Source organism: Candidatus Desulfovibrio trichonymphae (assembly GCF_002355955.1).
Taxonomy (GTDB): domain Bacteria; phylum Desulfobacterota; class Desulfovibrionia; order Desulfovibrionales; family Desulfovibrionaceae; genus Desulfovibrio; species Desulfovibrio trichonymphae.
Genome location: NZ_AP017368.1, coordinates 1,195,795 through 1,214,533, shown reverse-complemented (window position 1 = coordinate 1,214,533; position 18,739 = coordinate 1,195,795). Strand labels below are relative to the sequence as shown.

General features: G+C 52.1%; 32 protein-coding genes and 1 tRNA gene. 1 reads left to right on the top strand and 32 read right to left on the bottom strand.

Features of this window, described 5'->3' with window-relative positions:
* Positions 1-30: 30 nt before the first annotated feature.
* From rimM to RSDT_RS05935, 4 genes are all read right to left on the bottom strand, one after another.
* Entirely contained in the window at positions 31-552 is a 522-nt protein-coding gene (gene rimM, locus RSDT_RS05950; RefSeq protein WP_096399988.1) for a ribosome maturation factor RimM, read from the bottom strand.
* Between the two features lie 15 nt (positions 553-567).
* Positions 568-798 carry a KH domain-containing protein gene (locus tag RSDT_RS05945; protein WP_096399986.1) on the bottom strand — a complete coding sequence of 77 codons (231 nt, stop codon included), beginning with the start codon at positions 796-798 and terminating at the stop codon, positions 568-570.
* 66 nt (positions 799-864) lie between these two features.
* Positions 865-1,104, bottom strand: coding sequence for a 30S ribosomal protein S16 (gene rpsP / locus RSDT_RS05940; RefSeq protein WP_096399984.1), 240 nt, complete (start codon positions 1,102-1,104; stop codon positions 865-867).
* A gap of 354 nt (positions 1,105-1,458) precedes the next feature.
* A complete protein-coding gene (locus RSDT_RS05935) occupies positions 1,459-2,541 on the bottom strand; it encodes a type II asparaginase (protein ID WP_197702103.1) in 1,083 nt (360 codons plus the stop codon).
* Positions 2,542-3,478: 937 nt separating this feature from the next.
* Here RSDT_RS05935 and RSDT_RS05925 point away from each other — a divergent pair.
* Positions 3,479-3,554, top strand: a tRNA-Ala gene (locus tag RSDT_RS05925).
* Between the two features lie 205 nt (positions 3,555-3,759).
* On the opposite strand, the gene RSDT_RS05920 is transcribed toward RSDT_RS05925, so the two are convergent.
* From RSDT_RS05920 to rplB, 28 genes are all read right to left on the bottom strand, one after another.
* Positions 3,760-4,254, bottom strand: coding sequence for a methyltransferase family protein (locus tag RSDT_RS05920; RefSeq protein WP_096399980.1), 495 nt, complete (start codon positions 4,252-4,254; stop codon positions 3,760-3,762).
* Positions 4,208-4,687: a MarR family winged helix-turn-helix transcriptional regulator gene (locus tag RSDT_RS07950; protein ID WP_096399978.1), complete on the bottom strand. Its 480-nt coding sequence runs from the start codon at positions 4,685-4,687 to the stop codon at positions 4,208-4,210. Before RSDT_RS07950 ends, RSDT_RS05920 begins: the two co-directional genes overlap by 47 nt.
* A gap of 550 nt (positions 4,688-5,237) precedes the next feature.
* Positions 5,238-6,293: a selenide, water dikinase SelD gene (gene selD / locus RSDT_RS05910; RefSeq protein ID WP_096399976.1), complete on the bottom strand. Its 1,056-nt coding sequence runs from the start codon at positions 6,291-6,293 to the stop codon at positions 5,238-5,240.
* An 84-nt stretch (positions 6,294-6,377) separates the two neighbouring features.
* Positions 6,378-6,803 carry a 50S ribosomal protein L17 gene (gene rplQ / locus RSDT_RS05905; protein WP_096399974.1) on the bottom strand — a complete coding sequence of 142 codons (426 nt, stop codon included), beginning with the start codon at positions 6,801-6,803 and terminating at the stop codon, positions 6,378-6,380.
* Entirely contained in the window at positions 6,793-7,836 is a 1,044-nt protein-coding gene (locus RSDT_RS05900) for a DNA-directed RNA polymerase subunit alpha (protein ID WP_096399972.1), read from the bottom strand. The genes rplQ and RSDT_RS05900 overlap by 11 nt, the downstream gene beginning before the upstream one ends.
* Before the next feature lie 11 nt (positions 7,837-7,847).
* The gene (gene rpsD, locus RSDT_RS05895; protein WP_096399970.1) at positions 7,848-8,474 is read right to left on the bottom strand and encodes a 30S ribosomal protein S4; all 627 of its coding nucleotides are present in this window, start codon (positions 8,472-8,474) and stop codon (positions 7,848-7,850) included.
* A 49-nt stretch (positions 8,475-8,523) separates the two neighbouring features.
* Positions 8,524-8,913, bottom strand: a complete 390-nt coding sequence (gene rpsK, locus RSDT_RS05890; RefSeq protein ID WP_096399968.1) for a 30S ribosomal protein S11 — start codon at positions 8,911-8,913, stop codon at positions 8,524-8,526.
* Between the two features lie 41 nt (positions 8,914-8,954).
* Complete coding sequence (gene rpsM / locus RSDT_RS05885) at positions 8,955-9,323, bottom strand: 30S ribosomal protein S13 (RefSeq protein ID WP_096399966.1); 369 nt, start codon at positions 9,321-9,323, stop codon at positions 8,955-8,957.
* Between the two features lie 15 nt (positions 9,324-9,338).
* Positions 9,339-9,452 (bottom strand): 50S ribosomal protein L36, encoded by a 114-nt coding sequence (rpmJ, locus tag RSDT_RS05880; RefSeq protein ID WP_096399964.1) that lies wholly within the window; start codon positions 9,450-9,452, stop codon positions 9,339-9,341.
* Positions 9,453-9,535: 83 nt separating this feature from the next.
* A complete protein-coding gene (gene map, locus RSDT_RS05875) occupies positions 9,536-10,330 on the bottom strand; it encodes a type I methionyl aminopeptidase (RefSeq protein WP_096399962.1) in 795 nt (264 codons plus the stop codon).
* A gap of 24 nt (positions 10,331-10,354) precedes the next feature.
* On the bottom strand, positions 10,355-11,662 hold the full coding sequence (gene secY / locus RSDT_RS05870; protein ID WP_096399960.1) for a preprotein translocase subunit SecY: 1,308 nt from the start codon (positions 11,660-11,662) through the stop codon (positions 10,355-10,357).
* A gap of 44 nt (positions 11,663-11,706) precedes the next feature.
* Positions 11,707-12,171: a 50S ribosomal protein L15 gene (rplO, locus tag RSDT_RS05865; RefSeq protein ID WP_096399958.1), complete on the bottom strand. Its 465-nt coding sequence runs from the start codon at positions 12,169-12,171 to the stop codon at positions 11,707-11,709.
* 22 nt (positions 12,172-12,193) lie between these two features.
* Positions 12,194-12,370, bottom strand: a complete 177-nt coding sequence (gene rpmD / locus RSDT_RS05860) for a 50S ribosomal protein L30 (RefSeq protein WP_096399956.1) — start codon at positions 12,368-12,370, stop codon at positions 12,194-12,196.
* Between the two features lie 2 nt (positions 12,371-12,372).
* Entirely contained in the window at positions 12,373-12,885 is a 513-nt protein-coding gene (gene rpsE / locus RSDT_RS05855; RefSeq protein ID WP_096399954.1) for a 30S ribosomal protein S5, read from the bottom strand.
* 1 nt (position 12,886) lies between these two features.
* Entirely contained in the window at positions 12,887-13,246 is a 360-nt protein-coding gene (gene rplR / locus RSDT_RS05850) for a 50S ribosomal protein L18 (protein WP_096399952.1), read from the bottom strand.
* 8 nt (positions 13,247-13,254) lie between these two features.
* Entirely contained in the window at positions 13,255-13,794 is a 540-nt protein-coding gene (gene rplF, locus RSDT_RS05845; protein WP_096399950.1) for a 50S ribosomal protein L6, read from the bottom strand.
* 10 nt (positions 13,795-13,804) lie between these two features.
* Positions 13,805-14,185 carry a 30S ribosomal protein S8 gene (rpsH, locus tag RSDT_RS05840; protein ID WP_096399948.1) on the bottom strand — a complete coding sequence of 127 codons (381 nt, stop codon included), beginning with the start codon at positions 14,183-14,185 and terminating at the stop codon, positions 13,805-13,807.
* A gap of 27 nt (positions 14,186-14,212) precedes the next feature.
* Positions 14,213-14,398, bottom strand: a complete 186-nt coding sequence (locus tag RSDT_RS05835; protein WP_096399946.1) for a type Z 30S ribosomal protein S14 — start codon at positions 14,396-14,398, stop codon at positions 14,213-14,215.
* 41 nt (positions 14,399-14,439) lie between these two features.
* A complete protein-coding gene (rplE, locus tag RSDT_RS05830) occupies positions 14,440-14,979 on the bottom strand; it encodes a 50S ribosomal protein L5 (RefSeq protein WP_096399944.1) in 540 nt (179 codons plus the stop codon).
* Positions 14,980-14,988: 9 nt separating this feature from the next.
* Positions 14,989-15,321: a 50S ribosomal protein L24 gene (rplX, locus tag RSDT_RS05825; RefSeq protein ID WP_096399942.1), complete on the bottom strand. Its 333-nt coding sequence runs from the start codon at positions 15,319-15,321 to the stop codon at positions 14,989-14,991.
* Between the two features lie 8 nt (positions 15,322-15,329).
* Positions 15,330-15,698 carry a 50S ribosomal protein L14 gene (gene rplN, locus RSDT_RS05820; protein ID WP_096399940.1) on the bottom strand — a complete coding sequence of 123 codons (369 nt, stop codon included), beginning with the start codon at positions 15,696-15,698 and terminating at the stop codon, positions 15,330-15,332.
* A 9-nt stretch (positions 15,699-15,707) separates the two neighbouring features.
* Entirely contained in the window at positions 15,708-15,977 is a 270-nt protein-coding gene (gene rpsQ / locus RSDT_RS05815; RefSeq protein ID WP_096399938.1) for a 30S ribosomal protein S17, read from the bottom strand.
* Positions 15,974-16,204 (bottom strand): 50S ribosomal protein L29, encoded by a 231-nt coding sequence (gene rpmC, locus RSDT_RS05810; RefSeq protein ID WP_096399936.1) that lies wholly within the window; start codon positions 16,202-16,204, stop codon positions 15,974-15,976. Before rpmC ends, rpsQ begins: the two co-directional genes overlap by 4 nt.
* A complete protein-coding gene (gene rplP / locus RSDT_RS05805; protein ID WP_096399934.1) occupies positions 16,205-16,618 on the bottom strand; it encodes a 50S ribosomal protein L16 in 414 nt (137 codons plus the stop codon).
* Positions 16,618-17,259 carry a 30S ribosomal protein S3 gene (gene rpsC, locus RSDT_RS05800; RefSeq protein WP_096399932.1) on the bottom strand — a complete coding sequence of 214 codons (642 nt, stop codon included), beginning with the start codon at positions 17,257-17,259 and terminating at the stop codon, positions 16,618-16,620. The genes rplP and rpsC overlap by 1 nt, the downstream gene beginning before the upstream one ends.
* Before the next feature lie 2 nt (positions 17,260-17,261).
* The gene (gene rplV, locus RSDT_RS05795; RefSeq protein WP_096399930.1) at positions 17,262-17,600 is read right to left on the bottom strand and encodes a 50S ribosomal protein L22; all 339 of its coding nucleotides are present in this window, start codon (positions 17,598-17,600) and stop codon (positions 17,262-17,264) included.
* A gap of 9 nt (positions 17,601-17,609) precedes the next feature.
* Positions 17,610-17,897, bottom strand: a complete 288-nt coding sequence (rpsS, locus tag RSDT_RS05790; protein WP_096399928.1) for a 30S ribosomal protein S19 — start codon at positions 17,895-17,897, stop codon at positions 17,610-17,612.
* A gap of 9 nt (positions 17,898-17,906) precedes the next feature.
* On the bottom strand, positions 17,907-18,737 hold the full coding sequence (gene rplB, locus RSDT_RS05785; RefSeq protein ID WP_096399926.1) for a 50S ribosomal protein L2: 831 nt from the start codon (positions 18,735-18,737) through the stop codon (positions 17,907-17,909).
* Between the last annotated feature and the right edge of the window lie 2 nt (positions 18,738-18,739).

The window sequence follows — 18,739 nt, the reverse complement described above, 5'->3', positions numbered from 1 at the left end:
GCCGCTTACTGATGCCGTCCGGATGAGCCTTCAGGAGAGATAGACGTCCAACAGCCCTTCCGGCGGATTTATCCGCACGGCGCGCTTTGCCGCATCAAAGCCTTGGATGAAGCAAGGCTGCGCCGGAAACAGTATTTCGTCCCCAGCATCCGTTATGATTACCCAGATATCCTGGCCGGCGGGACATTCCAGATGGTCAAAACGGCCGAGACGTCGTCCGTCCGGCAGCAGGACGTCACCGCCGAGCAGATCCTGCACATACGACTCGTCTTCTGCCGGCTCCGGCAGCACGGCGCGCTCAACCAGAAGCTTTTGTCCGCACAGCGCGTCTGCGGCGGTTCTGTCCGCAACTCCCTCAAAAACAAAAAGAAGGCGTCCCTGATGACGGCGACAGGAAAGCGCCCGGACGCGATGCGGCGGGCTGTTTTTACCGGTGATCCATAACATTACGTCCGGCGGCGGCAGGGAGGCCGCATGCCAGTCTGCGCTGATCTCGCCTTTAATGCCGTGCGGGCGTAACAGCGTGCCCAGATGAATCAGGGAATCCGCCATGCAACGCTGCCGGCGCTATTCCAAAATTTTCAGCGCCACGCGTTTTTTCACCCTGATAGAAGCAGCGTTCAGCACGGTGCGCATGGCGCGGGCGGTACGCCCCTGCCTACCGATAACCTTGCCCACGTCTTCCTTCGCCACCTTGAGTTCAAGAACGTAGGCCTGATCCCCTTCCGTTTCACTGACCTGCACCACTTCAGGATGATCCACCAGAGATTTGGCAATATATTCAATCAGGGCTTTCACTGCCTGCACCCTCACAAAATTCAAGGAAACGCAAAAATGACAAAGGCCGTGTCGACGCTGTCCCAGCTAGGACATGTGTTTTTTTATCAGCGAGCGCACCGTGTCCGTGGCTTCAGCGCCGCGCGCAAGCCATTCTCTGATTTTGTCCGCGTCAAGCTTCACTTCCGCAGGATCAACCATGGGGTTGTAGTATCCCAGAAAATCCAGCGGACGGCCGTCACGGCGGGTTTCGTCCGTGGCGGCCACCACGCGGTAAAAAGGATGTTTTTTGCTGCCGAGACGGGTCAATTTCAATTTTACAGCCATTTTATGTTCCACTCCCTCTTTAAAAAGTATGTTAGCGTTGCCCCCGCAAAAGGGCAAGAGAAAAGGCGTTTTCCACCAGGGAAATCAAATGAATTTCCAGGTAATATCCGGAAATATGAATATCTCTACGGTATATGAGGGAAAACCTGGCGGAATATCTGTCTGAACGCCGGTCGACAGCCATTGTTTACCGGGGAGTCAGCTATAATCTTTCCACGTACTTCCACCATGTCTTGCATGTCATTCTTTTATTTTAAGGATGGTTGGAACGGGTTAACTGATGCACGATAGTGCCTTCAAAAGGCAGCCGGCAGTTCGTTATGCTGACTGCCAAAATCAGTGATCGTGCGTTATTCAATATTTCCAAAAAATTTCCTGCAGCTCTTTCGTGTTCGTTGTCTTTGTCAGAGCCAGTGCCATGAGAATGCGGGCCTTGGCCGGGTTTTGATCATCCGTGACAATGTAGTCGTTCTGATCGTCATTTATCTCGCCGTTACGGACAACGATCCCACCGCCGGTTCGGGTCGCCCGAACTACAAAGACCCCCTTGGCACGGACTTCTTTGAGTGCATCGGTGATGTAATCCGCTACGCTGCCATTTCCTACTCCCATGTGGATGATAGCCTTGGTTCCTGCCGCGACGAGCGCGTCATAAGGAACCCGGCTCATATTCTCGTGGGCATAAACAACATTGACTTCTGGTAAGGTATCGATTGCATCAATATCAAATTCGCTTTGTATGGTGTGTGGACGAGCAGGCAAGCGATAATATCGAGGTGTACCTTCCACAATCGTTCCGAGTGGCCCGTAAAGGGAGCGGAATGTTTCAATCTTGACACTGCTGGTTTTGGTTACATCACGGGCGGCATGAATTTCATCATTCATGACAATTAAGGTTCCCTTGCCGGCCGAATCTTTATGTGCTACGACGATAACCGCATTATATATATTCAGAGGGCCATCAGCACTCAGAGCAGATGCTGGTCTCATTGCACCAACGAGCACGACCGGTTTTTCACTTTTAATCGTCAAATTTAAAAAATACGATGTTTCTTCCATTGTGTCGGTACCGTGGGTGATCACAACGCCATCCACTTCTTTTGATTTCAAAAGCTCAGAAACGCGGCGCGTTAGTTTCAGCAACCGTTCATTGTTGAAGCTTTCGGAACCCATTTGAAATATCTGCTCCATCTTGATATTGGCGATATTCGTGATTTCGGGTAGAGCTTTGATGAGGGTGTCGATAGGTAAAACAGCCGACTGATACGCGCTCACATTCGCGTTGGATTTACCCACTCCAGCAATGGTTCCGCCGGTTCCGATAATGACTATATTCGGTTTTTGCGCCTCTTGCGCCCATGCGGATGCGCAAAACAACATAACCGCAACCATGCTGAGCAAAAAACAACGTATTGCCATGTATGAAATATAATGCATAACCAGAACTCCTTATTTTGTCTTTGAATGGTAAAATTACATTCAAAACATCAATAATTTCAATATATACTTTCTTCCTGCTCTAATTGCAACAGAGATTGTTCTGCCTCCCAAACGCAGTGCCATAACCAGATTAGGCGACAGGAAGATTATTTTATTCACATTTTTATATAAAAATTTTAATAACTTAAAAACATCCCTATTTCTTTTAGGGGGCATAGATCAATTATTTTCAAATGTTGTAAAATGTCGACTTATAGAGGTGGCATATTGAGAAAAACATCTATTACTGGCTATACTTAGGAATGTGTCCAGCAGGGTTGTCCTTGGGTTAATGTTCAAGTTGATCACCTTTATCTTTACTACTAGTGGCTCTCGCTTCCAATTGTGCAAGTATAGTGTGAATAGATATGGTCATTTCTCATATCCTCTTTATAAAAATGTTGTATAAATTCTAAAAATATAATAAATTTAGGTGAGATGCTCAATTTTTGCAAGATAAAATTGTACATCCATTTTGCAGTAGCGTGCAGTCAAAAGCTATCTGCTGACCTGATGTCCTCCACGCGGTAGTTACAAGGAAGAAAACATGTCACCGCATACGCATCCTCCGCGTTTGCTGTTTTTCTTCTTGTGCCTACTCCTTTATTTGCTGTGCAGCTTTTCGTTCAAGACCGGCAAGAGCGGCTCCAATTGCTTGTACACAGCGCACAAGTCTTTCAAAATCCGTACGGATTCCTATTGTTCCTCTCTGACCTCGCTGATTTGTGCCTGAAGCTGCTGTGTCCAGACGTTCGCCATGCTCCGTCAGTGCGGCGCTGTGCTTCCACTCCATCCGGCTCAACTTTCTGATAAATTCAGCACTCGGCTGCTCTGATGCGCGACAGAAATGCCTTGACACCGCCCCACCTGTTGGGCATCATTGCTCCCTGCCTGTGGGGCTGTAGCTCAGTTGGGAGAGCGCTTGAATGGCATTCAAGAGGCCGTCGGTTCAATTCCGTCCAGCTCCACCAAGAAATTTCAAGGGATTACGGGTAACACCGTAAGCCCTTTTTTCATTGGCGACTCGCCTCTAACTGTTCTGTTTTCTGGTCCAATAAATTTACCTACTAAATTTGAAATATCTACAACAGCACCATACTTAATAAATACTTCATGGCACACGCCATAGGAGCACCTTTCGCTTGAGCCTTTGTGAATACAAACTGCTTCCAATGTTTAGTGTTGTTTTTTCCACGCTATCAACTTCGGCAGCCAACGCGGGACGTTGCGCTTATATTCAAGATATGCTGGCCAGAATCTTTTCTCCAGCTTCTTTTCCTCGATCAGGGGAATATAGATTAAGTTCCCTAAATAAAACACGGCAAACCATAAGAACAAGTATGCGGAGTCAATCACCAGCATCTCCGTCGCAGCCATGAGAAAGACGCTGTTCATCATTGGATTGCGCACATAAAGATAGGGTCCGTGGACTACAAATTTTTTCGGCGGATCCCACGGCGCCGGCGTTCCTTGACCGTCTGTATGGAAAAGCCGCATCGTCCAAAAAGCTAAAGCAAGCCCAACTGCCGCAAACATTGCGGCAACGAAAATTCTCCCCATACTGGGCGTTTGCCATCGGTAATCTGAAAAATAAAGTATCGCGCCGGGAATAATAAACAGGGCGTTAAGCGGAAGAATGAGAATTGTGCTGAGCCATCTTAAAAAGAGCATACCACCCCCTTATCAGGAAAATACAGCCTGCGCCGCATTTCTGGTTCCCATGCCCGCCGTCATGACCATGATGACAATGCCTATGGCCATGATGGTCATGACGGGATTTAGTTTCTGGAATATCTTTTTCCAGGGTAATAATGATTTTGTTCAGAAGTTGTCCCAACTGTTGCCGCTCATCAGTCGAGAGTGGGGTAAAAATTGCTTCTGCATTTTGCAAGTGTTCTCTCTTATGGTCTTCCGCTGCGGCGCGGCCCTGTTCCGTCACGGAAATGATGCAGTTTCGTTTATCCTGATCAGACCGTTCTCTGATGATGCAACTGTTTCGTTCCAGCTTCCCGAGTATCTCGCTGAGAGAAGCGGAGCGCACATCGAGCATCTCCTGCAATTCACGCTGGTTGATGGATTCTTTTTCCTTGAGGACGGCGAGCACATGCGCTTGCGCATGTTGGGCATGTCCCTAGCTATGATGTGCGCGAGCCATCAACTTGACGGCGTGGTGAAAGAGCATAATCAGGTTTTTGCTGGACATGGCTGACTTTTTTGTTCCGGCATATTCATTCATAGAGCCGCCTTTCGTTTCTTGTATCTGTTGAATGATGCAAGCATGGAATTCTTCTTGTTGTTATATGAGAAGGTACCTTTTGATTTGGTTATATAAACAAGCTCCAAGCTGAATCAAGAAAAAAATTAAGGCACCTTATTATTTTTTAAAAAATAATATACTAAAATATTAATATATTACATTGTTGAGATTGAGCAAAAACAGCTCTAAAATCCGGGATGCTATCTGGAAAGGAATTTTAAAAAAGGCCGGATTTCAATCCCATGTCGGATGAAGGCCATACGATGCCCATGAAAGCGCTGACAGCAGACAGCCCACTGTCCGCCGGGGAGATATTGGGTATTTGAATCCTGTTGAAAAAATGTGGAGCAAGGTTAAGCAACTGTTGCGTGGAATCGAGGCAAGAAGCAATATGGAATTACCTGAGCAGCAATGCTTTGCCGTCGTTGCGCGGCGGCAGCACTTTGCCGACAACGCACGCCAGATCGCCTCCGGCAAGAAGAAAATCGCGCCCCCTGTCGAGCAGTCTAGGAGGCAAAGCCAACAAAAGCCCCCCTGAAGTCTGAGCGTCAAAAATCACACTTTCCAGGGCATCATCGATATCATTAACCGCCAGGACGGCACGACGCCGGTACTTGCGGTTGACATGGCTCCCGGCGGGGATAAGGCCATCGCGCGCGTAACGCAGGACACGCGGCAACAACGGCAGGGCGGCCGTATCAATCTCCACGCAAACGCCGGAAGCAAAGGCCATTTCCAGAATATGCCCGCCCAGACCAAAGCCGGTAACATCCGTCGCAGCAGGCAGTTTCAAATTCCGGATCAGCGCTCCTGCCACGTTGTTCAGACGACCGCACCAGCGCACGAGTTCCGCCTCGCTTTCTTCAGCACCGTCAAAGCCGGTTTTGATAGCCGTAGCCAGTATTCCGACGCCGAGCGGTTTCGTCAGCACAAGCAGGTGCCCTGCCTGCAGACCGCTGTTGACTGCCATATGTTCAGGATCAATCACGCCTGTGACGGCCAAGCCATACTTCAGCTCTTCATCCTGCACGGTGTGTCCGCCGGCGAGCACGGCACCCGCCTCATTCAGCGCGTCCAGACCGCCGCGCAGAATGCTGACCAGAATATCAGGGTCGTCCTTGGCCAAGGCGAGCGGAAAGCAGGCGACATTTATGGCGCACCACGGTTCGCCGCCCATGGCGTACACGTCTGAAAGGGCGTTGGCGGCTGCAATGCGGCCAAAGGCAAAAGCATTGTTGACAATGGGCGTTAAAAAATCCACTGTCTGCACTAAAGCTTTGCCCTGCGGCGCGGCAACAGCCACAGCGTCTTCATGGTAGGCGCGTCCGGAAAGGACGCGGGACTCCAGATCAGGCCGGCCTTCCCCTGCGAGTCCATTCAAAAGCCGTTCCAGATCCTCTGAAGCCAACTTTGCCGCACAGCCGGCGGCGCGCGCTTTTTCCAGCAGATTCATGACGAAATTCCCGTTGCACAGGCAACCAGAGCGGGCATGCAAAAGATTTTATGCCCACTCAAGCTGATAAAGCGCAACCCCGTGTCATTCAATGGTAGAAGGCGCCTTTTTTGCCGGTTTGACAGTTTTTGCGTTTGGCGTCATCCCGGCGGCGGTGCGCGAAAATTCAATAACCGCCATGGGGGCGTTGTCTCCCCTGCGCGGCATGGCCAGTTTGAATACACGCGTATAACCGCCGGGCACACCCGCAAAAATCGGCCCGATTTCGTCAAAAAGCCGTTTTACCAAGGAATGTTCGTTGAGCACACGATACGCCTGTCGACGGGCATGCAGATCATTGTGCTTTGCAAGCGTTATAAGAGGTTCCACAACTCTGCGCAGTTCCTTGGCTTTCATTTCCGTTGTACGGATTTTGCCGTGGATCAGCAGAGCCTTGGCAAGATTGTGCAACAGAGCCTTACGGTGCGCGGGCGTGCGCGAAAATTTCCTGCCGGAATTGCTATGCCTCATTTTGCTGTTTCCTTTTATGTTCCTGATATTTCTTTTCAAAATTGTCAATTTTCATTTCAAAATCAAGGCCCATTTCTATAAGCACGTCCTTGATTTCATCCAGCGACTTGCGACCAAAATTTCTTGTTCTCAGCATCTCGGCTTCAGAGCGCTGCACCAGCTCGCCCACCAGAGATATATTGATGCTTCGCAGACAGTTGGTAGCACGAACAGAAAGTTCAAGATCATCAATATGCTTGAACAGAGATTCGTTCACTTCACCGCCGCCGCCGCCGGCCCGCTCCATATCGCCGGGAACGCGGTCGTCAAAATTGATAAAGACGGAAATCTGATCCTTGATAATTTTAGCGCTGTAAGCGATGGCGTCTTCAGGGGGCAACGAGCCGTCAGTCCAGACTTCAAGGATAAGACGGTCATAATTTGTCATCTGACCAACGCGGGCCTGCTCCACACTGTAGGCGACTTTGCGCACAGGCGCAAAACTTGAATCCAGCCTGATTATGCCGATTTCATCAGAAAGACCTTCATGCATATCCGCAGATACATAGCCCTTGCCCATGCGCGCTTCAAGTTCCATTTCCAGCACAGTATCTTCTGTGAGCGTAGCAATATGCTGCGCCGGATTTAAAATTTCCACATGCTGGTTTGTCGTAATCTGTCCTGCAGTCACCGGGCCCTTTGTTCCTCTCCGCAAAGTCAAACGCTGCGGCTCGACGGTATCCATACGCAGGCGCACCTGCTTCAGATTGAGCACTACATCGGTAATATCCTCCAGCACGCCGTGAATCGTGGTGAACTCATGCTGCACACCGATAATTTTCGCAGCAACAAAGGCCGAGCCTTGCAAAGACGCCAGAAGAACACGCCGCAGTGCATTGCCGATGGTGGTGCCGTAGCCCCTCTCAAGCGGCTCGCAAACAAATTTGCCGTGCATGCCGTCAGCAATTTCTTCATCGCGCACAATCCGTTCCGGTTTGACAAGCTCCGACCAGTTGCGCGCGTTTATAAGACGTTCTCCCTGTTTGATAAGCATGCGTCCCCCGCTTATTTCGAATAAAGTTCGACAATCAATTGCTCATTGACAGGAAACTGAATGTCGTCGCGCTGCGGCAAAGCCTTGACAGTTCCTCTAAAATCAGCACCGAGGGCCTCCAGCCAAGCGGGGCAACCGCGTCGAGCAATCACTTCCTGCGCTTCGGCAAGGACAGAGATTTTACGATTTTTTTCAGGCACTGCGACTATATCCCCCACCTTCACCTGCAAAGAGGGAATCGTCACTCTGTGGCCGTTCAGCGTAAAAATGCCGTGACGGACAAGCTGCCGAGCCTGATTGCGCGAATTGGCGAAACCAAGGCGGTAAACCACATTGTCCAGACGCCGCTCAAGCATGAAAAGCAGATTGGCGCCCGTAACACCTTTCTGCATTTCAGCTTTCTCAAAATAGCCGCGAAATTGACATTCAAGAACGCCGTACGCACGACGGGTTTTCTGCTTTTCACGCAGCTGCACAGCGTAGTCGCTGACCTTTTTGCGCGCCCTGCCGTGCTGGCCGGGGGCATACGGGCGACGATCATAGGCGCATTTGTCTGTAAAACAGCGGTCGCCTTTCAAAAAAAGTTTACAACCCTCACGGCGGCAGATACGGCATTTAGCTTCAATATATTTGGCCATGGAAATCCTCTTACATTAGCAATACAAAAGCCATGACATAGGCAAAAAATTATACGCGGCGACGTTTCGGCGGCCTGCAACCATTGTGCGGAATAGGCGTTACATCGCGAATAAAAGCTACACGGAAACCCACTGAAGCGATTGCCCGCATGGCGGCCTCACGACCGAAACCCGGACCTCTTACATACACGCCGACTGTACGCATGCCGTTGTCCTGCGCCTTGCGTGCCGCAGTTTCGGCGGCCACTTGCGCGGCAAAAGGAGTGGACTTGCGCGAACCTTTAAAACCGCTCTGCCCGGAAGACGCCCACGAGATCGCGTTGCCGCGCGTGTCGGTAAACGTTATGATCGTATTGTTGAACGAAGCCTGAATGTGGACCATGCCCACCGGAATGTTCTTTTTTCCCTTCTTTTTGACCACTTTTCTGGGTCTTGCCATGTCTAGCCCCTCAATCTGGCTAAAAAATTACGCAAACAAAGTTACTTCTTTTTGCCTACAGCGCCGCGCCGCGGACCCTTTCGGGTACGAGCATTGGTGTGCGTGCGCTGACCGCGCGCAGGAAGACCGCGCCTGTGGCGCAGACCGCGATAGCAACCGATATCCATAAGGCGTTTGGTGCTGCCTGAAATTTCACGGCGCAAATCGCCTTCCACCTTGTAGTGCTGTTCAAGCACCTTGCGGATTTCGTTCACTTCGTCCGTGGAAAGGTCATCAATGCTTCTCTCCCAGTTGACGCCGGTGGTGTCCAGTATTTTCAGGGCCGTCGTGCGGCCTATGCCGTAGATATAGGTGAGCGCAATGTCCACCCTTTTGCCGCGCGGCAAATCAACGCCTGCTATTCTCGCCACAGATTCTCTCCTGCCCTAGCCCTGGCGCTGCTTGTGCCGGGGGTTTTCACAGATAACTCGAAGCACTCCTTTGCGCCGAATAAGCTTACACTTGGGGCATATTTTTTTGACAGAAGGTCTTACTTTCATAATATCTCCAAATATAGGCATTCAGCGGCACGCCGACAAAACAGGGCACGAACAGATTAACTTGTCCGTCTTTGTCTGTTTTGTCAAGCGCTAATTATATGACGATTGAGATCTCGGTCTGAAATACTCAATATTCTTGGCCCCATTTGCGTTATCACCACACTGTGCTCAAAATGGGCGGCATACTTGCCATCACGGGTAACGGCCGTCCACTTGTCCTCCAAAATATCCACTTCATACGTACCGGCTGTAACCATGGGCTCAATAGCGATAACCATGCCGTTTTGCAGCGTCACGCCGTGCGCGGTGGGCCGGAAGTTAGGCACTTCAGGTTTTTCGTGCATTTTCGCGCCCACGCCGTGACCGACAAAACGGCGCACAACGTTGAAACCGTGCGCTTCCACATATCTCTGCACCGCCGCGCCGATATCATACACATTGTTGCCGGGCCGCGCCTGCTCAATTCCCATATAGAGACTGTTTTCAGTGACGCGCATAAGTTCCATGTGCGCGGCGCTCACGCTGCCTACCGGCCAGGTGCGGGCCGCATCCCCCACAAAACCGTCAAAAATCACACCCATATCAATACTGACAATATCTCCTTCCTCAAGTCGCCGGGCCGAGGGGAAGCCGTGCACTACCTGCTCGTTCACCGAGCAGCATATGGCGTACGGATAGCCGTAATATCCGAGAAAGGCAGGCCTGACACGGCAATCAGCGCACATATCGCGCGCGAGTTCTTCAAAACGAATAGTTGGAAGACCCGGCGCCACAATGTCGCCCGCCGCATCAAGAATATTGGCCACTATACAGTTGGCCTCGGCAAGGCAGGCAACTTCCCGTGCATTTTTAATGAATACGCCATGATTTTTTTTCATGCCACATGTCGCGCAGGCGCAATATTATTTTCCGGCTTTGCGCGCCTTGTGCATCAGGCCCTGATACTGATTTGAAATCATATGCGATTCAACCTGATTCATAAAGTCCATTGCCACGCCGACAAAGATGAGAAGGCTTGTTCCGCCGAAATAAAAAGGCACGTTGAAATTGTTGATTAAAAACATGGGCAGAAGCGCAACAACAGAAATATAGACTGCACCGGAGAGCGTGAGTCGCGAAAGCACGACATCGACATATTGTTGCGTTTTTTCGCCAGGTCTGATGCCTGGGATAAAACCACCTGTTTTTTTTAGATTTTCAGCCATGTCTTTGGGATCGAAAATAATCGCCGTATAAAAATAGCAGAAGAAGAAAATGAGGGCCACATAAAGAACATTATAGGCCAACCCTTGGGGAGAAAAAATTTCGGCAGCGCGCTTGACATATTCGTTGGAGGAAAATTGGCCGATTGTAGCGGGAAAAAGCAGGAGCGAAGAAGCAAAAATAGGAGGTATGACGCCAGCTGTGTTCAGGCGCAAAGGCAGATGTGAATTTTGCCCGCCGAACATCTTGCGTCCAATCTGACGTTTGGCGTAACTGATGGGTATACGCCGTTGCGCGCGTTCCACAAAAACAATGCACACCGTCACCGCGGCCATAAAAACAACAATCAGAATCGCCATGAAGACGCTCATGTCTCCAGCCCGGATCAGGGCGAAAGACTGGATAATGCCGCGTGGAATGCCCACCACAATGCCGCAAAAAATGATCAGGGAGATGCCGTTGCCAATGCCGCGCTCTGTTATTTGTTCTCCAAGCCACATTACCAGCACGGAGCCTGCTGTGAAGGTCATCATGGTCACCATGCGAAAATGCCAGCCCGGGATCAGGACGACCGGCGTGCCGACGGGGCTTGTCATGTTTTCAAGACCGACAGCAATGCCCAGACCCTGCACAAGTGTAATCAACACAGTGAGATATCGCGTATATTGCGTGATCTTTCGGCGGCCGGCCTGACCCTCTTCCTTCGCCATGCGCTTTATGTCCGGGCTGACAACCTGCAAAAGCTGCATGATGATGGACGCGGAGATATAAGGCATGACGCCAAGCGCGAATACGGAAACATTGCTCAGCCCGCCGCCCGAGAACATGTCGAAAAGGCCGAAAAGCGTGCCTGACATGTTCTCGAAAAAAGATGCCAGCGCAGCGGCGTCCACGCCGGGCACTGGAACATGGACGCCTATGCGGTAGCAGCACAAAATCAAAAAAGTCCAGCCAAGGCGTTTTGCCAAGGCGGACTGAGCCGCAGTGTTTGCCGTATCTGCCACCATATATGTCTCTTTTTCGTTTTATGACAGACGAGTCCCGCCGAATGCTATTCGGCAGCCTGCGTCGCTTCCAGTTCAGTCACCGTTCCACCGGCCAGACGAATTTTTTCTGCAGCAGCCCTGCTGAATCGATGGGCCTGCACTGTGACGGGCTCCTTGACCTCGCCGCGTGAAAGTATTTTCACAGGCGCGCTGATACGGGCAAGGCCACGGGCGTAAATGTCGTCAAGCGTTATGCTGTTTCTGCCCTCAAATGCTGCGATCAGCATGTCCAGATTGATGACGTCGTATGTCACCTTAAACGGCGCGTTCTTGAAGCCGTGTTTCGGCAGACGGCGTTGCAGGGGCATCTGTCCGCCTTCAAAACCAGGCCGCACTCCGCCGCCGGAACGGGCATTCTGGCCTTTGTGCCCCTTGCCAGCCGTGCATCCGAGACCGGAGCCTGAGCCCCTTCCGACGCGTCGCCGTGCCTTGCGTTCTTCCGGAAAAGGAAAAAGATTGTGCAGTTGCATGATATTCTCCTGAGACGGCCGCCTATTCCACAACAGCCACAAGGTGCGAAATTTTATCAACAATACCCCGGATTGCCGGAGTGTCTTTGAAGGTCTTCACCATTTCACGGCGCTTGAGACCGAGGGAATCAAGCAGCCCGCGCTGCGTGGGGGTCGCGCCTATGCGCGAACGTATGAGTTTTACCTTGATTTCCGACATGGTTACTTCCTCGGAGCTTCGAGCTTTTTGCCACGCAACGTTGAAACGTCATCAGCACTGCGCAAGGAGACAAGACCCTGCATGGTGGCGCGAAGCACATTATGCGGATTGTTTGTGCCTATGGCCTTGGCCAGCACGTCGCGTACGCCTACGGCCTCCATCACGGCACGAACAGCACCGCCGGCTATAATGCCCGTGCCTTCCGAGGCGGGTTTTAGCATAACCCGGCCCGCGCCGAAACGTCCAAGCACCTCATAGGGCAGCGTGCCCTCAACAAGCGACACCCGAACACGGTTTTTGCGCGCGCGGACAGTTGCCTTGCGCAAAGCTTCCGGCACTTCTTGGGCTTTGCCCAGGCCAAAACCGACGCCGCCCTTGCCGTCGCCGACAACGACAAGAGCGCTGAAGCTGAAACGTCGGCCTCCCTTCACAACTTTCGCCACGCGATTGAGGGAGACAATTTTTTCGATTTCTCCCAGCTCATTCTGCTGGCTTTCCGTATTTTCCTGACGCATATCAGAACTCCAAGCCGCCTTCGCGGGCGCTGTCAGCTACGGCCTTAACGCGACCGTGATAAAGATACCCGTTGCGATCAAACACCACCTGGGTGATATTCTGTTCCCCAGCCAAACGGGCAATTTCCTTGCCCACGCGTTCCGCGCCGCTTTTATTGCAGTGCAGTCCCGTTTCAGTTTTGGAGAGCGTCAATGTAGAAGCACTGGCAAGCGTAGCTCCGGACAGGTCATTCACAATCTGTGCATAAATATGCAGATTGGACCTGTACACCACAAGGCGCGGACGTGCGGACGTGCCGTTGACTTTTTTTCGAATGCGTATCTTGCGACGCTGGCGTGATTCATTCTTTGTCAGCTTCATACCGCCCCCTACTTCTTGCCGCCGGACTTGCCGACCTTACGGCGGACAGTCTCTGTCACATATTTAATGCCCTTGCCCTTGTAGGGCTCAGGCTTGCGGATACGACGGATTTTTGCGGCGAATTCACCAAGCAGCTCTTTGTCAATGCCGCTGATGGTCAGCATCTGCCCCTCTGCTGCGGCTTTGAGCCCATCCGGCAGTTCAACAACAACCGGATGGGAATACCCGACAGCGAGTTCTATAATATTGCCTTTAACGGCAACACGATACCCCACGCCGATAACCTCAAGCGCCTTTGAAAAGCCTTTAGTCACGCCTTCAATACAATTCGCCAGAAGCGTGCGGCGTAACCCGTGCTGCGACCGGCTCCGGCGTGTTTCTTCAAGGCGGGTCAGCGTTACCCTGCCGTCAGCAAGTTCATATTTGAGCAGAGAACATACGGGCGTCTGCAAAACACCCTTGGGGCCTTTCACTTCCACAACATCCGTTCCGATTTCGACGTCAACGCCTGTCGGGACGGGAACGGGCAGTTTTCCTATTCTGGACATGGGACACCGCCTACCAGATTTCACACAAGAGTTCGCCGCCCACTTTCTTTTCATGGGCGGTCATGCCGTCCAGCACGCCGCTGGATGTGGAAAGAATGCATATTCCAAGGCCGTTCTGCACGCCGGGAATCTGCCGCGCGTTCACATATACGCGTCTGCCGGGCGTGCTCACGCGCTTCAGGCCAAGAATGGCCGGTTTGCCTTTCCGGTATTTGAGGGCGATGGTAATATTGTTGTCTGCCACGGAAACGTCCTCGACGTAACCCTCCCGCTTGAGGATGGTGGCTAACGATTCTTTCATCTTCGAGCGCGGCACATTCACTCCCTTATGCAGGGCCAAATGCGCGTTGCGAATGCGCGTGAGCATATCCGCAATAGGATCTGTCAACATCGAATGCTCCTCAATTGATAAAATTGTCTACCAGCTCGACTTGCGAACGCCAGGCAGCTCACCCCGCAGGGCCATACTGCGAAAACAGATCCGGCAGACGCCGAACTGGCGCAAAAAAGCCCTGGGACGGCCGCAAAGCGGGCAACGGTTATAGGCGCGCGAACTGAACCTTGCCTTGCGCTTTGCCTTCACTGCGAGCGAAGTACGCGACATACATAAACTCCTGACTAGAATATTGACGTCACATGTGACGCCTATTTGCGAAATGGCATGCCAAGCTTATCCAGAAGGAATTTTCCTTCCTTGTCTGTGGAGGCAGATGTAACAATGGTAATGTTCATGCCTTTGGGGGTTTCCACACGGTCAATTTCAAGCTCGGGGAAAATGGTGTGTTCCTTGATGCCCAAGGTAAAATTGCCGCGGCCGTCAAAACCGCGATCCGGAATGCCCCGAAAGTCGCGCACCCGCGGGATGGCGAAATTCACAAGCTTATCAAGAAAGTCCCACATGCGATCCTTGCGCAGCGTAACGCGGGTGCCTATGGGCATGCCTTCACGCAGCTTGAAGGATGCAATGGATTTTTTTGCGCGTGTCACCACAGCTTTTTGTCCCGCTATGGCTGTCAGTTCCGCCACGGCTTCTTCCATAACCTTATTGTTCTGCGTAGCGGCGCCAAGGCCGATGTTCAGAGAGATTTTTGCTAAGCCGGGCAATTGCATGAAAGAGGTATAATTGAACTCTTTTTGCAAAACCGGCGCCACATTCTCTCTATATATCTTTTCAAGGTGTGTCATTGTATCACCTTATTCCATAACTTCGTTGCACTTTTTGCAGAAGCGGACTTTCTTCTGCCCGGCGGCCGCCTCTATTTGCCTGTAGCCCACCCTTGTCGCTTTGCCGCAGACGGAACAGACCACCATGACATTCGAAACATGGATAGGCATTTCTTTTTTCACAATGCCGCCCGGCTGGCGGGCATAGGGATTCGGACGCGTGTGGCGTTTGACCATATTGGCCTTTTCCACAAGGACGCGATCTTTTTTACGCAGAATTTTAAGCACCCTGCCTATCTTGCCCGCGTCTTTGCCGGTGATCACCATCACCTTGTCGTCCTTTCGGATGCGATACATTTTCATGATGATTCCTATAGCACTTCCGGCGCAAGGGAAATGATCTTCATAAAATTCTGAGCGCGAAGTTCACGCGCCACAGGTCCAAAAATACGCGTGCCGACCGGATCGCCCTGATTGGAAAGCAGCACGGCCGCATTGCCGTCAAACTTGATGTACGATCCGTCAGTGCGCCGCACTTCCTTGGCGGTGCGCACAATAACGGCTTTCATCACATCACCTTTTTTTACCTTGCTGTGGGGTATGGCCTCTTTGACGGAAACCACAATAACGTCGCCAACAGAGGCGTAACGGCGGTGGGAACCGCCGAGCACCTTGATGCACGCTACTTTTTTTGCGCCTGAATTATCGGCGACCTGAAGCGTTGATTCTACCTGTATCATTGGCCTACCCTACACTGCCTTTTCTAGAATGGACACCATATGCCAGCGCTTGTTGCGCGACAGGGGGCGAAACTCAACAATTTTTACCTTGTCTCCCATGCCGCATTCATTCATGGGGTCGTGAGCCGTGAATTTTTTGCGGCGCCTCACATACTTTTTGAGCAGGGGGTGCTTGACCAGGGTTTCAACACGAACAACAATGGTTTTATCGTTCTTGTCGCTCACTACAATACCGGTCAGCGTTCTACCCTTGCGGCTTTCCAGAGATTGTATCTTCATGCCCTCTGTTCCTTTTCGTTCAATATGGTCTCCATGCGCGCAACCTGTTTGCGCATGACCTTGAGTTCGGAAGTTTTTTCAAGCTGGGCGACAGCGTGTTTTAAACGGGTGTCCATCAGTTCGCGGCGCTGATCTGCCAGCTTGCTGCGCAGATCGCCAACGTCCAGCGCACGCAATTCTCCGACGGGCAGACGCGCGGCTTTATCACTCTTTTTTTTGGCAGCCATCTAAGATCCCTCCCTCACCACAATAATTGTCTTCACGGGCAATTTGTGGGCAGCGCGGGTCAGAGCTTCACGGGCCAGATCAAGATTGACGCCCTTGATTTCATACAGCACGCGGCCCGGCTTGACCGGCGCGCACCAGCCGACCGGCGCGCCCTTGCCCGAACCTTGTCTTGTTTCCAACGGCTTTGCCGTGACGGGTCTGTCCGGGAAAATGCGAATCCAAACTTTGCCGCCGCGTTTAATGTGACGCATCATGGCAATACGCGCAGCCTCAATCTGCTGGCTCGACAAATGCCCGTGTTCCACAGTTTTCAAACCGATATCACCAAAGGCAATGGTTGCCCCGCGGGAGGCCAGACCGCGCAGGCGGCCCTTCTGCCATTTGCGGAATTTAACTTTTTTGGGAGCAAGCATTATTGTTCAACCTCTTTATTAAGTCTTTCACCTTTATAAATCCACACCTTGACGCCGATAATGCCGTATGTGGTGCGGGCTTCGGCAAAACCGTAATCAATGTCGGCGCGCAGGGTCTGCAGGGGGACGCGGCCGTCCCGGTACCATTCCGTACGCGCTATTTCAGCGCCGGCAAGGCGGCCGGCACATGTAACTTTGATGCCTTCGCCGCCCAACTTGCGCGCCATGGAGATAGTGCGCTTCATGGCCCGACGAAATGCCACGCGACGATCCAGCTGCTGAGCAATATTTTCAGCTACAAGCTGTGCGTCAACCTCGGGGCGGCGTATTTCATTGATTTCCAAAGAAAATTCACGGCAGAACTTCAGTCGCAGATCCTTCCGCAACTTGTCAATTTCCATGCCTTTGCGCCCGATCACAATGCCGGGACGGGCAGTAAACAGCGCAAGCCGCACCTTGCCGCCGGCACGTTCAATTTCAATCCTGGAAAGACCGGCATGATAGAGCAGTTTTTTGACAAATGCGCGTATCTTGCTGTCTTCATAAACAAAGGCAGGATATTCCTTCTTGCTGAACCAGCGGGATTGCCAGTTTTTGTTGTACCCAAGTCGGAAGCCGAATGGATGTACTTTTTGACCCATAGCTATTCCTGCCCTTCTGCAAGTATGACGGTAACATGGCTGGTGCTTTTGCGAATTTTGCCGGCCCGGCCTTGGGCGCGGGGCATAAAACGTTTCCAGACGGGGCCTTCGTTGACAACAACCTCTTTGACTATCATGGCGTCAACATTTACGCCGCCCAACTGTGAGGCGTTTGCCAGCGCGCTTTTCAGCACGCCGTACAGCACACCGGCGGGCTTGTTGTGGGTAAAACGCAACATGTTCATGGCCTCTTCAACCCCAAGGCCCTGCACATTTCTGGCCACAAGGCGGGTTTTACGCGGCGAGACGCGCTGGAACTTCGCAACGGCTTTTGCTTCCATAATCCTTCCCTATTTCTTGCCGGCGGCCTTGGCTTTTTTATCGGCTGCGTGCCCGTGAAAGGTGCGCGTGGGAGAAAATTCGCCCAGCTTGTGGCCCACCATGTTTTCCGTAACAAATACAGGCACAAACTTTTTGCCGTTATGCACAGCAAACGTCAGGCCCACCATTTCCGGCAATATTGTCGAGCGGCGCGACCAAGTTTTCAGCACGCGGCGATCGCTGTTCGCAACGGCGTTATCCACTTTCTTCATCAGATGGCCGTCCACAAAGGGGCCTTTTTTCAATGATCTCGGCATAAGCTGCTCCTACTTCTGACCGCGTCGTTTGACGATAAGCCTGGATGATGCCTTCTTTCTGTCACGGGTCTTGTAACCCTTTGCGGGCATGCCCCACGGAGATACAGGGTGCCGGCCGCCTGAGCTTCTGCCTTCGCCGCCGCCCAAAGGATGATCAATGGGGTTCATGGCCACACCGCGCACGCGGGGGCGACGCCCAAGCCAGCGGTTGCGGCCGGCCTTGCCGAGGGAAATATTTTCATGGTGAATATTGCCCACCTGCCCTACAGTCGCCACGCATGTCGCCTGAATTTTACGCACCTCGCCCGAAGGCAGGCGCAGAAGAGCGAGTTTGCCCTCTTTGGCGATCAGCTGCGCATACGAACCGGCGGCGCGGCAGATCTGGCCGCCTTTGCCGGGGTAGATCTCAATATTGTGTATGACCGTGCCGACGGGAATACGCGACATGGGCAGAGCGTTGCCGGGCTTTATGTCCGCCCCCTCGCCCGAGAGCACCCTGTCACCCTTGTTGAGCCCCGTCGGAGCAATGATATAGCGTTTTTCGCCGTCAACATAGTGCAGCAGGGCAATGCGGGCTGTGCGGTTGGGATCATACTCAATTTCCGCCACACGGGCATCAATGCCGTTTTTATCACGTCTGAAGTCAATAATGCGGTACAGACGTTTGACGCCACCGCCGCGACGACGGCTTGTGACGCGCCCCAGATTGTTGCGGCCGGCTTTTTTGGGCAGGCCTTCAGTGAGCGACTTCTCCGGGCGCGTCCGGGTAATTTCCTCAAAGTCGGAAACTGTCTGGAAACGACGCCCCGCGGAGGTCGGCTTGAGCTTGCGGATAGCCATGA

Coding starts and splice junctions, on each gene's coding strand:
- rimM (WP_096399988.1), bottom strand. CDS start 552: ATGGCGGATTCCCTGATTCATCTGGGCACGCTGTTACGCCCGCACGGC.
- rpsP (WP_096399984.1), bottom strand. CDS start 1,104: ATGGCTGTAAAATTGAAATTGACCCGTCTCGGCAGCAAAAAACATCCT.
- RSDT_RS05935 (WP_197702103.1), bottom strand. CDS start 2,541: ATGCATTATATTTCATACATGGCAATACGTTGTTTTTTGCTCAGCATG.
- RSDT_RS05920 (WP_096399980.1), bottom strand. CDS start 4,254: ATGCTCTTTTTAAGATGGCTCAGCACAATTCTCATTCTTCCGCTTAAC.
- selD (WP_096399976.1), bottom strand. CDS start 6,293: ATGAATCTGCTGGAAAAAGCGCGCGCCGCCGGCTGTGCGGCAAAGTTG.
- rplQ (WP_096399974.1), bottom strand. CDS start 6,803: ATGAGGCATAGCAATTCCGGCAGGAAATTTTCGCGCACGCCCGCGCAC.
- RSDT_RS05900 (WP_096399972.1), bottom strand. CDS start 7,836: ATGCTTATCAAACAGGGAGAACGTCTTATAAACGCGCGCAACTGGTCG.
- rpsD (WP_096399970.1), bottom strand. CDS start 8,474: ATGGCCAAATATATTGAAGCTAAATGCCGTATCTGCCGCCGTGAGGGT.
- rpsK (WP_096399968.1), bottom strand. CDS start 8,913: ATGGCAAGACCCAGAAAAGTGGTCAAAAAGAAGGGAAAAAAGAACATT.
- rpmJ (WP_096399964.1), bottom strand. CDS start 9,452: ATGAAAGTAAGACCTTCTGTCAAAAAAATATGCCCCAAGTGTAAGCTT.
- map (WP_096399962.1), bottom strand. CDS start 10,330: ATGAAAAAAAATCATGGCGTATTCATTAAAAATGCACGGGAAGTTGCC.
- secY (WP_096399960.1), bottom strand. CDS start 11,662: ATGGTGGCAGATACGGCAAACACTGCGGCTCAGTCCGCCTTGGCAAAA.
- rplO (WP_096399958.1), bottom strand. CDS start 12,171: ATGCAACTGCACAATCTTTTTCCTTTTCCGGAAGAACGCAAGGCACGG.
- rpmD (WP_096399956.1), bottom strand. CDS start 12,370: ATGTCGGAAATCAAGGTAAAACTCATACGTTCGCGCATAGGCGCGACC.
- rpsE (WP_096399954.1), bottom strand. CDS start 12,885: ATGCGTCAGGAAAATACGGAAAGCCAGCAGAATGAGCTGGGAGAAATC.
- rplR (WP_096399952.1), bottom strand. CDS start 13,246: ATGAAGCTGACAAAGAATGAATCACGCCAGCGTCGCAAGATACGCATT.
- rplF (WP_096399950.1), bottom strand. CDS start 13,794: ATGTCCAGAATAGGAAAACTGCCCGTTCCCGTCCCGACAGGCGTTGAC.
- rpsH (WP_096399948.1), bottom strand. CDS start 14,185: ATGTTGACAGATCCTATTGCGGATATGCTCACGCGCATTCGCAACGCG.
- RSDT_RS05835 (WP_096399946.1), bottom strand. CDS start 14,398: ATGTCGCGTACTTCGCTCGCAGTGAAGGCAAAGCGCAAGGCAAGGTTC.
- rplE (WP_096399944.1), bottom strand. CDS start 14,979: ATGACACACCTTGAAAAGATATATAGAGAGAATGTGGCGCCGGTTTTG.
- rplX (WP_096399942.1), bottom strand. CDS start 15,321: ATGAAAATGTATCGCATCCGAAAGGACGACAAGGTGATGGTGATCACC.
- rplN (WP_096399940.1), bottom strand. CDS start 15,698: ATGATACAGGTAGAATCAACGCTTCAGGTCGCCGATAATTCAGGCGCA.
- rpsQ (WP_096399938.1), bottom strand. CDS start 15,977: ATGAAGATACAATCTCTGGAAAGCCGCAAGGGTAGAACGCTGACCGGT.
- rpmC (WP_096399936.1), bottom strand. CDS start 16,204: ATGGCTGCCAAAAAAAAGAGTGATAAAGCCGCGCGTCTGCCCGTCGGA.
- rplP (WP_096399934.1), bottom strand. CDS start 16,618: ATGCTTGCTCCCAAAAAAGTTAAATTCCGCAAATGGCAGAAGGGCCGC.
- rpsC (WP_096399932.1), bottom strand. CDS start 17,259: ATGGGTCAAAAAGTACATCCATTCGGCTTCCGACTTGGGTACAACAAA.
- rplV (WP_096399930.1), bottom strand. CDS start 17,600: ATGGAAGCAAAAGCCGTTGCGAAGTTCCAGCGCGTCTCGCCGCGTAAA.
- rpsS (WP_096399928.1), bottom strand. CDS start 17,897: ATGCCGAGATCATTGAAAAAAGGCCCCTTTGTGGACGGCCATCTGATG.
- rplB (WP_096399926.1), bottom strand. CDS start 18,737: ATGGCTATCCGCAAGCTCAAGCCGACCTCCGCGGGGCGTCGTTTCCAG.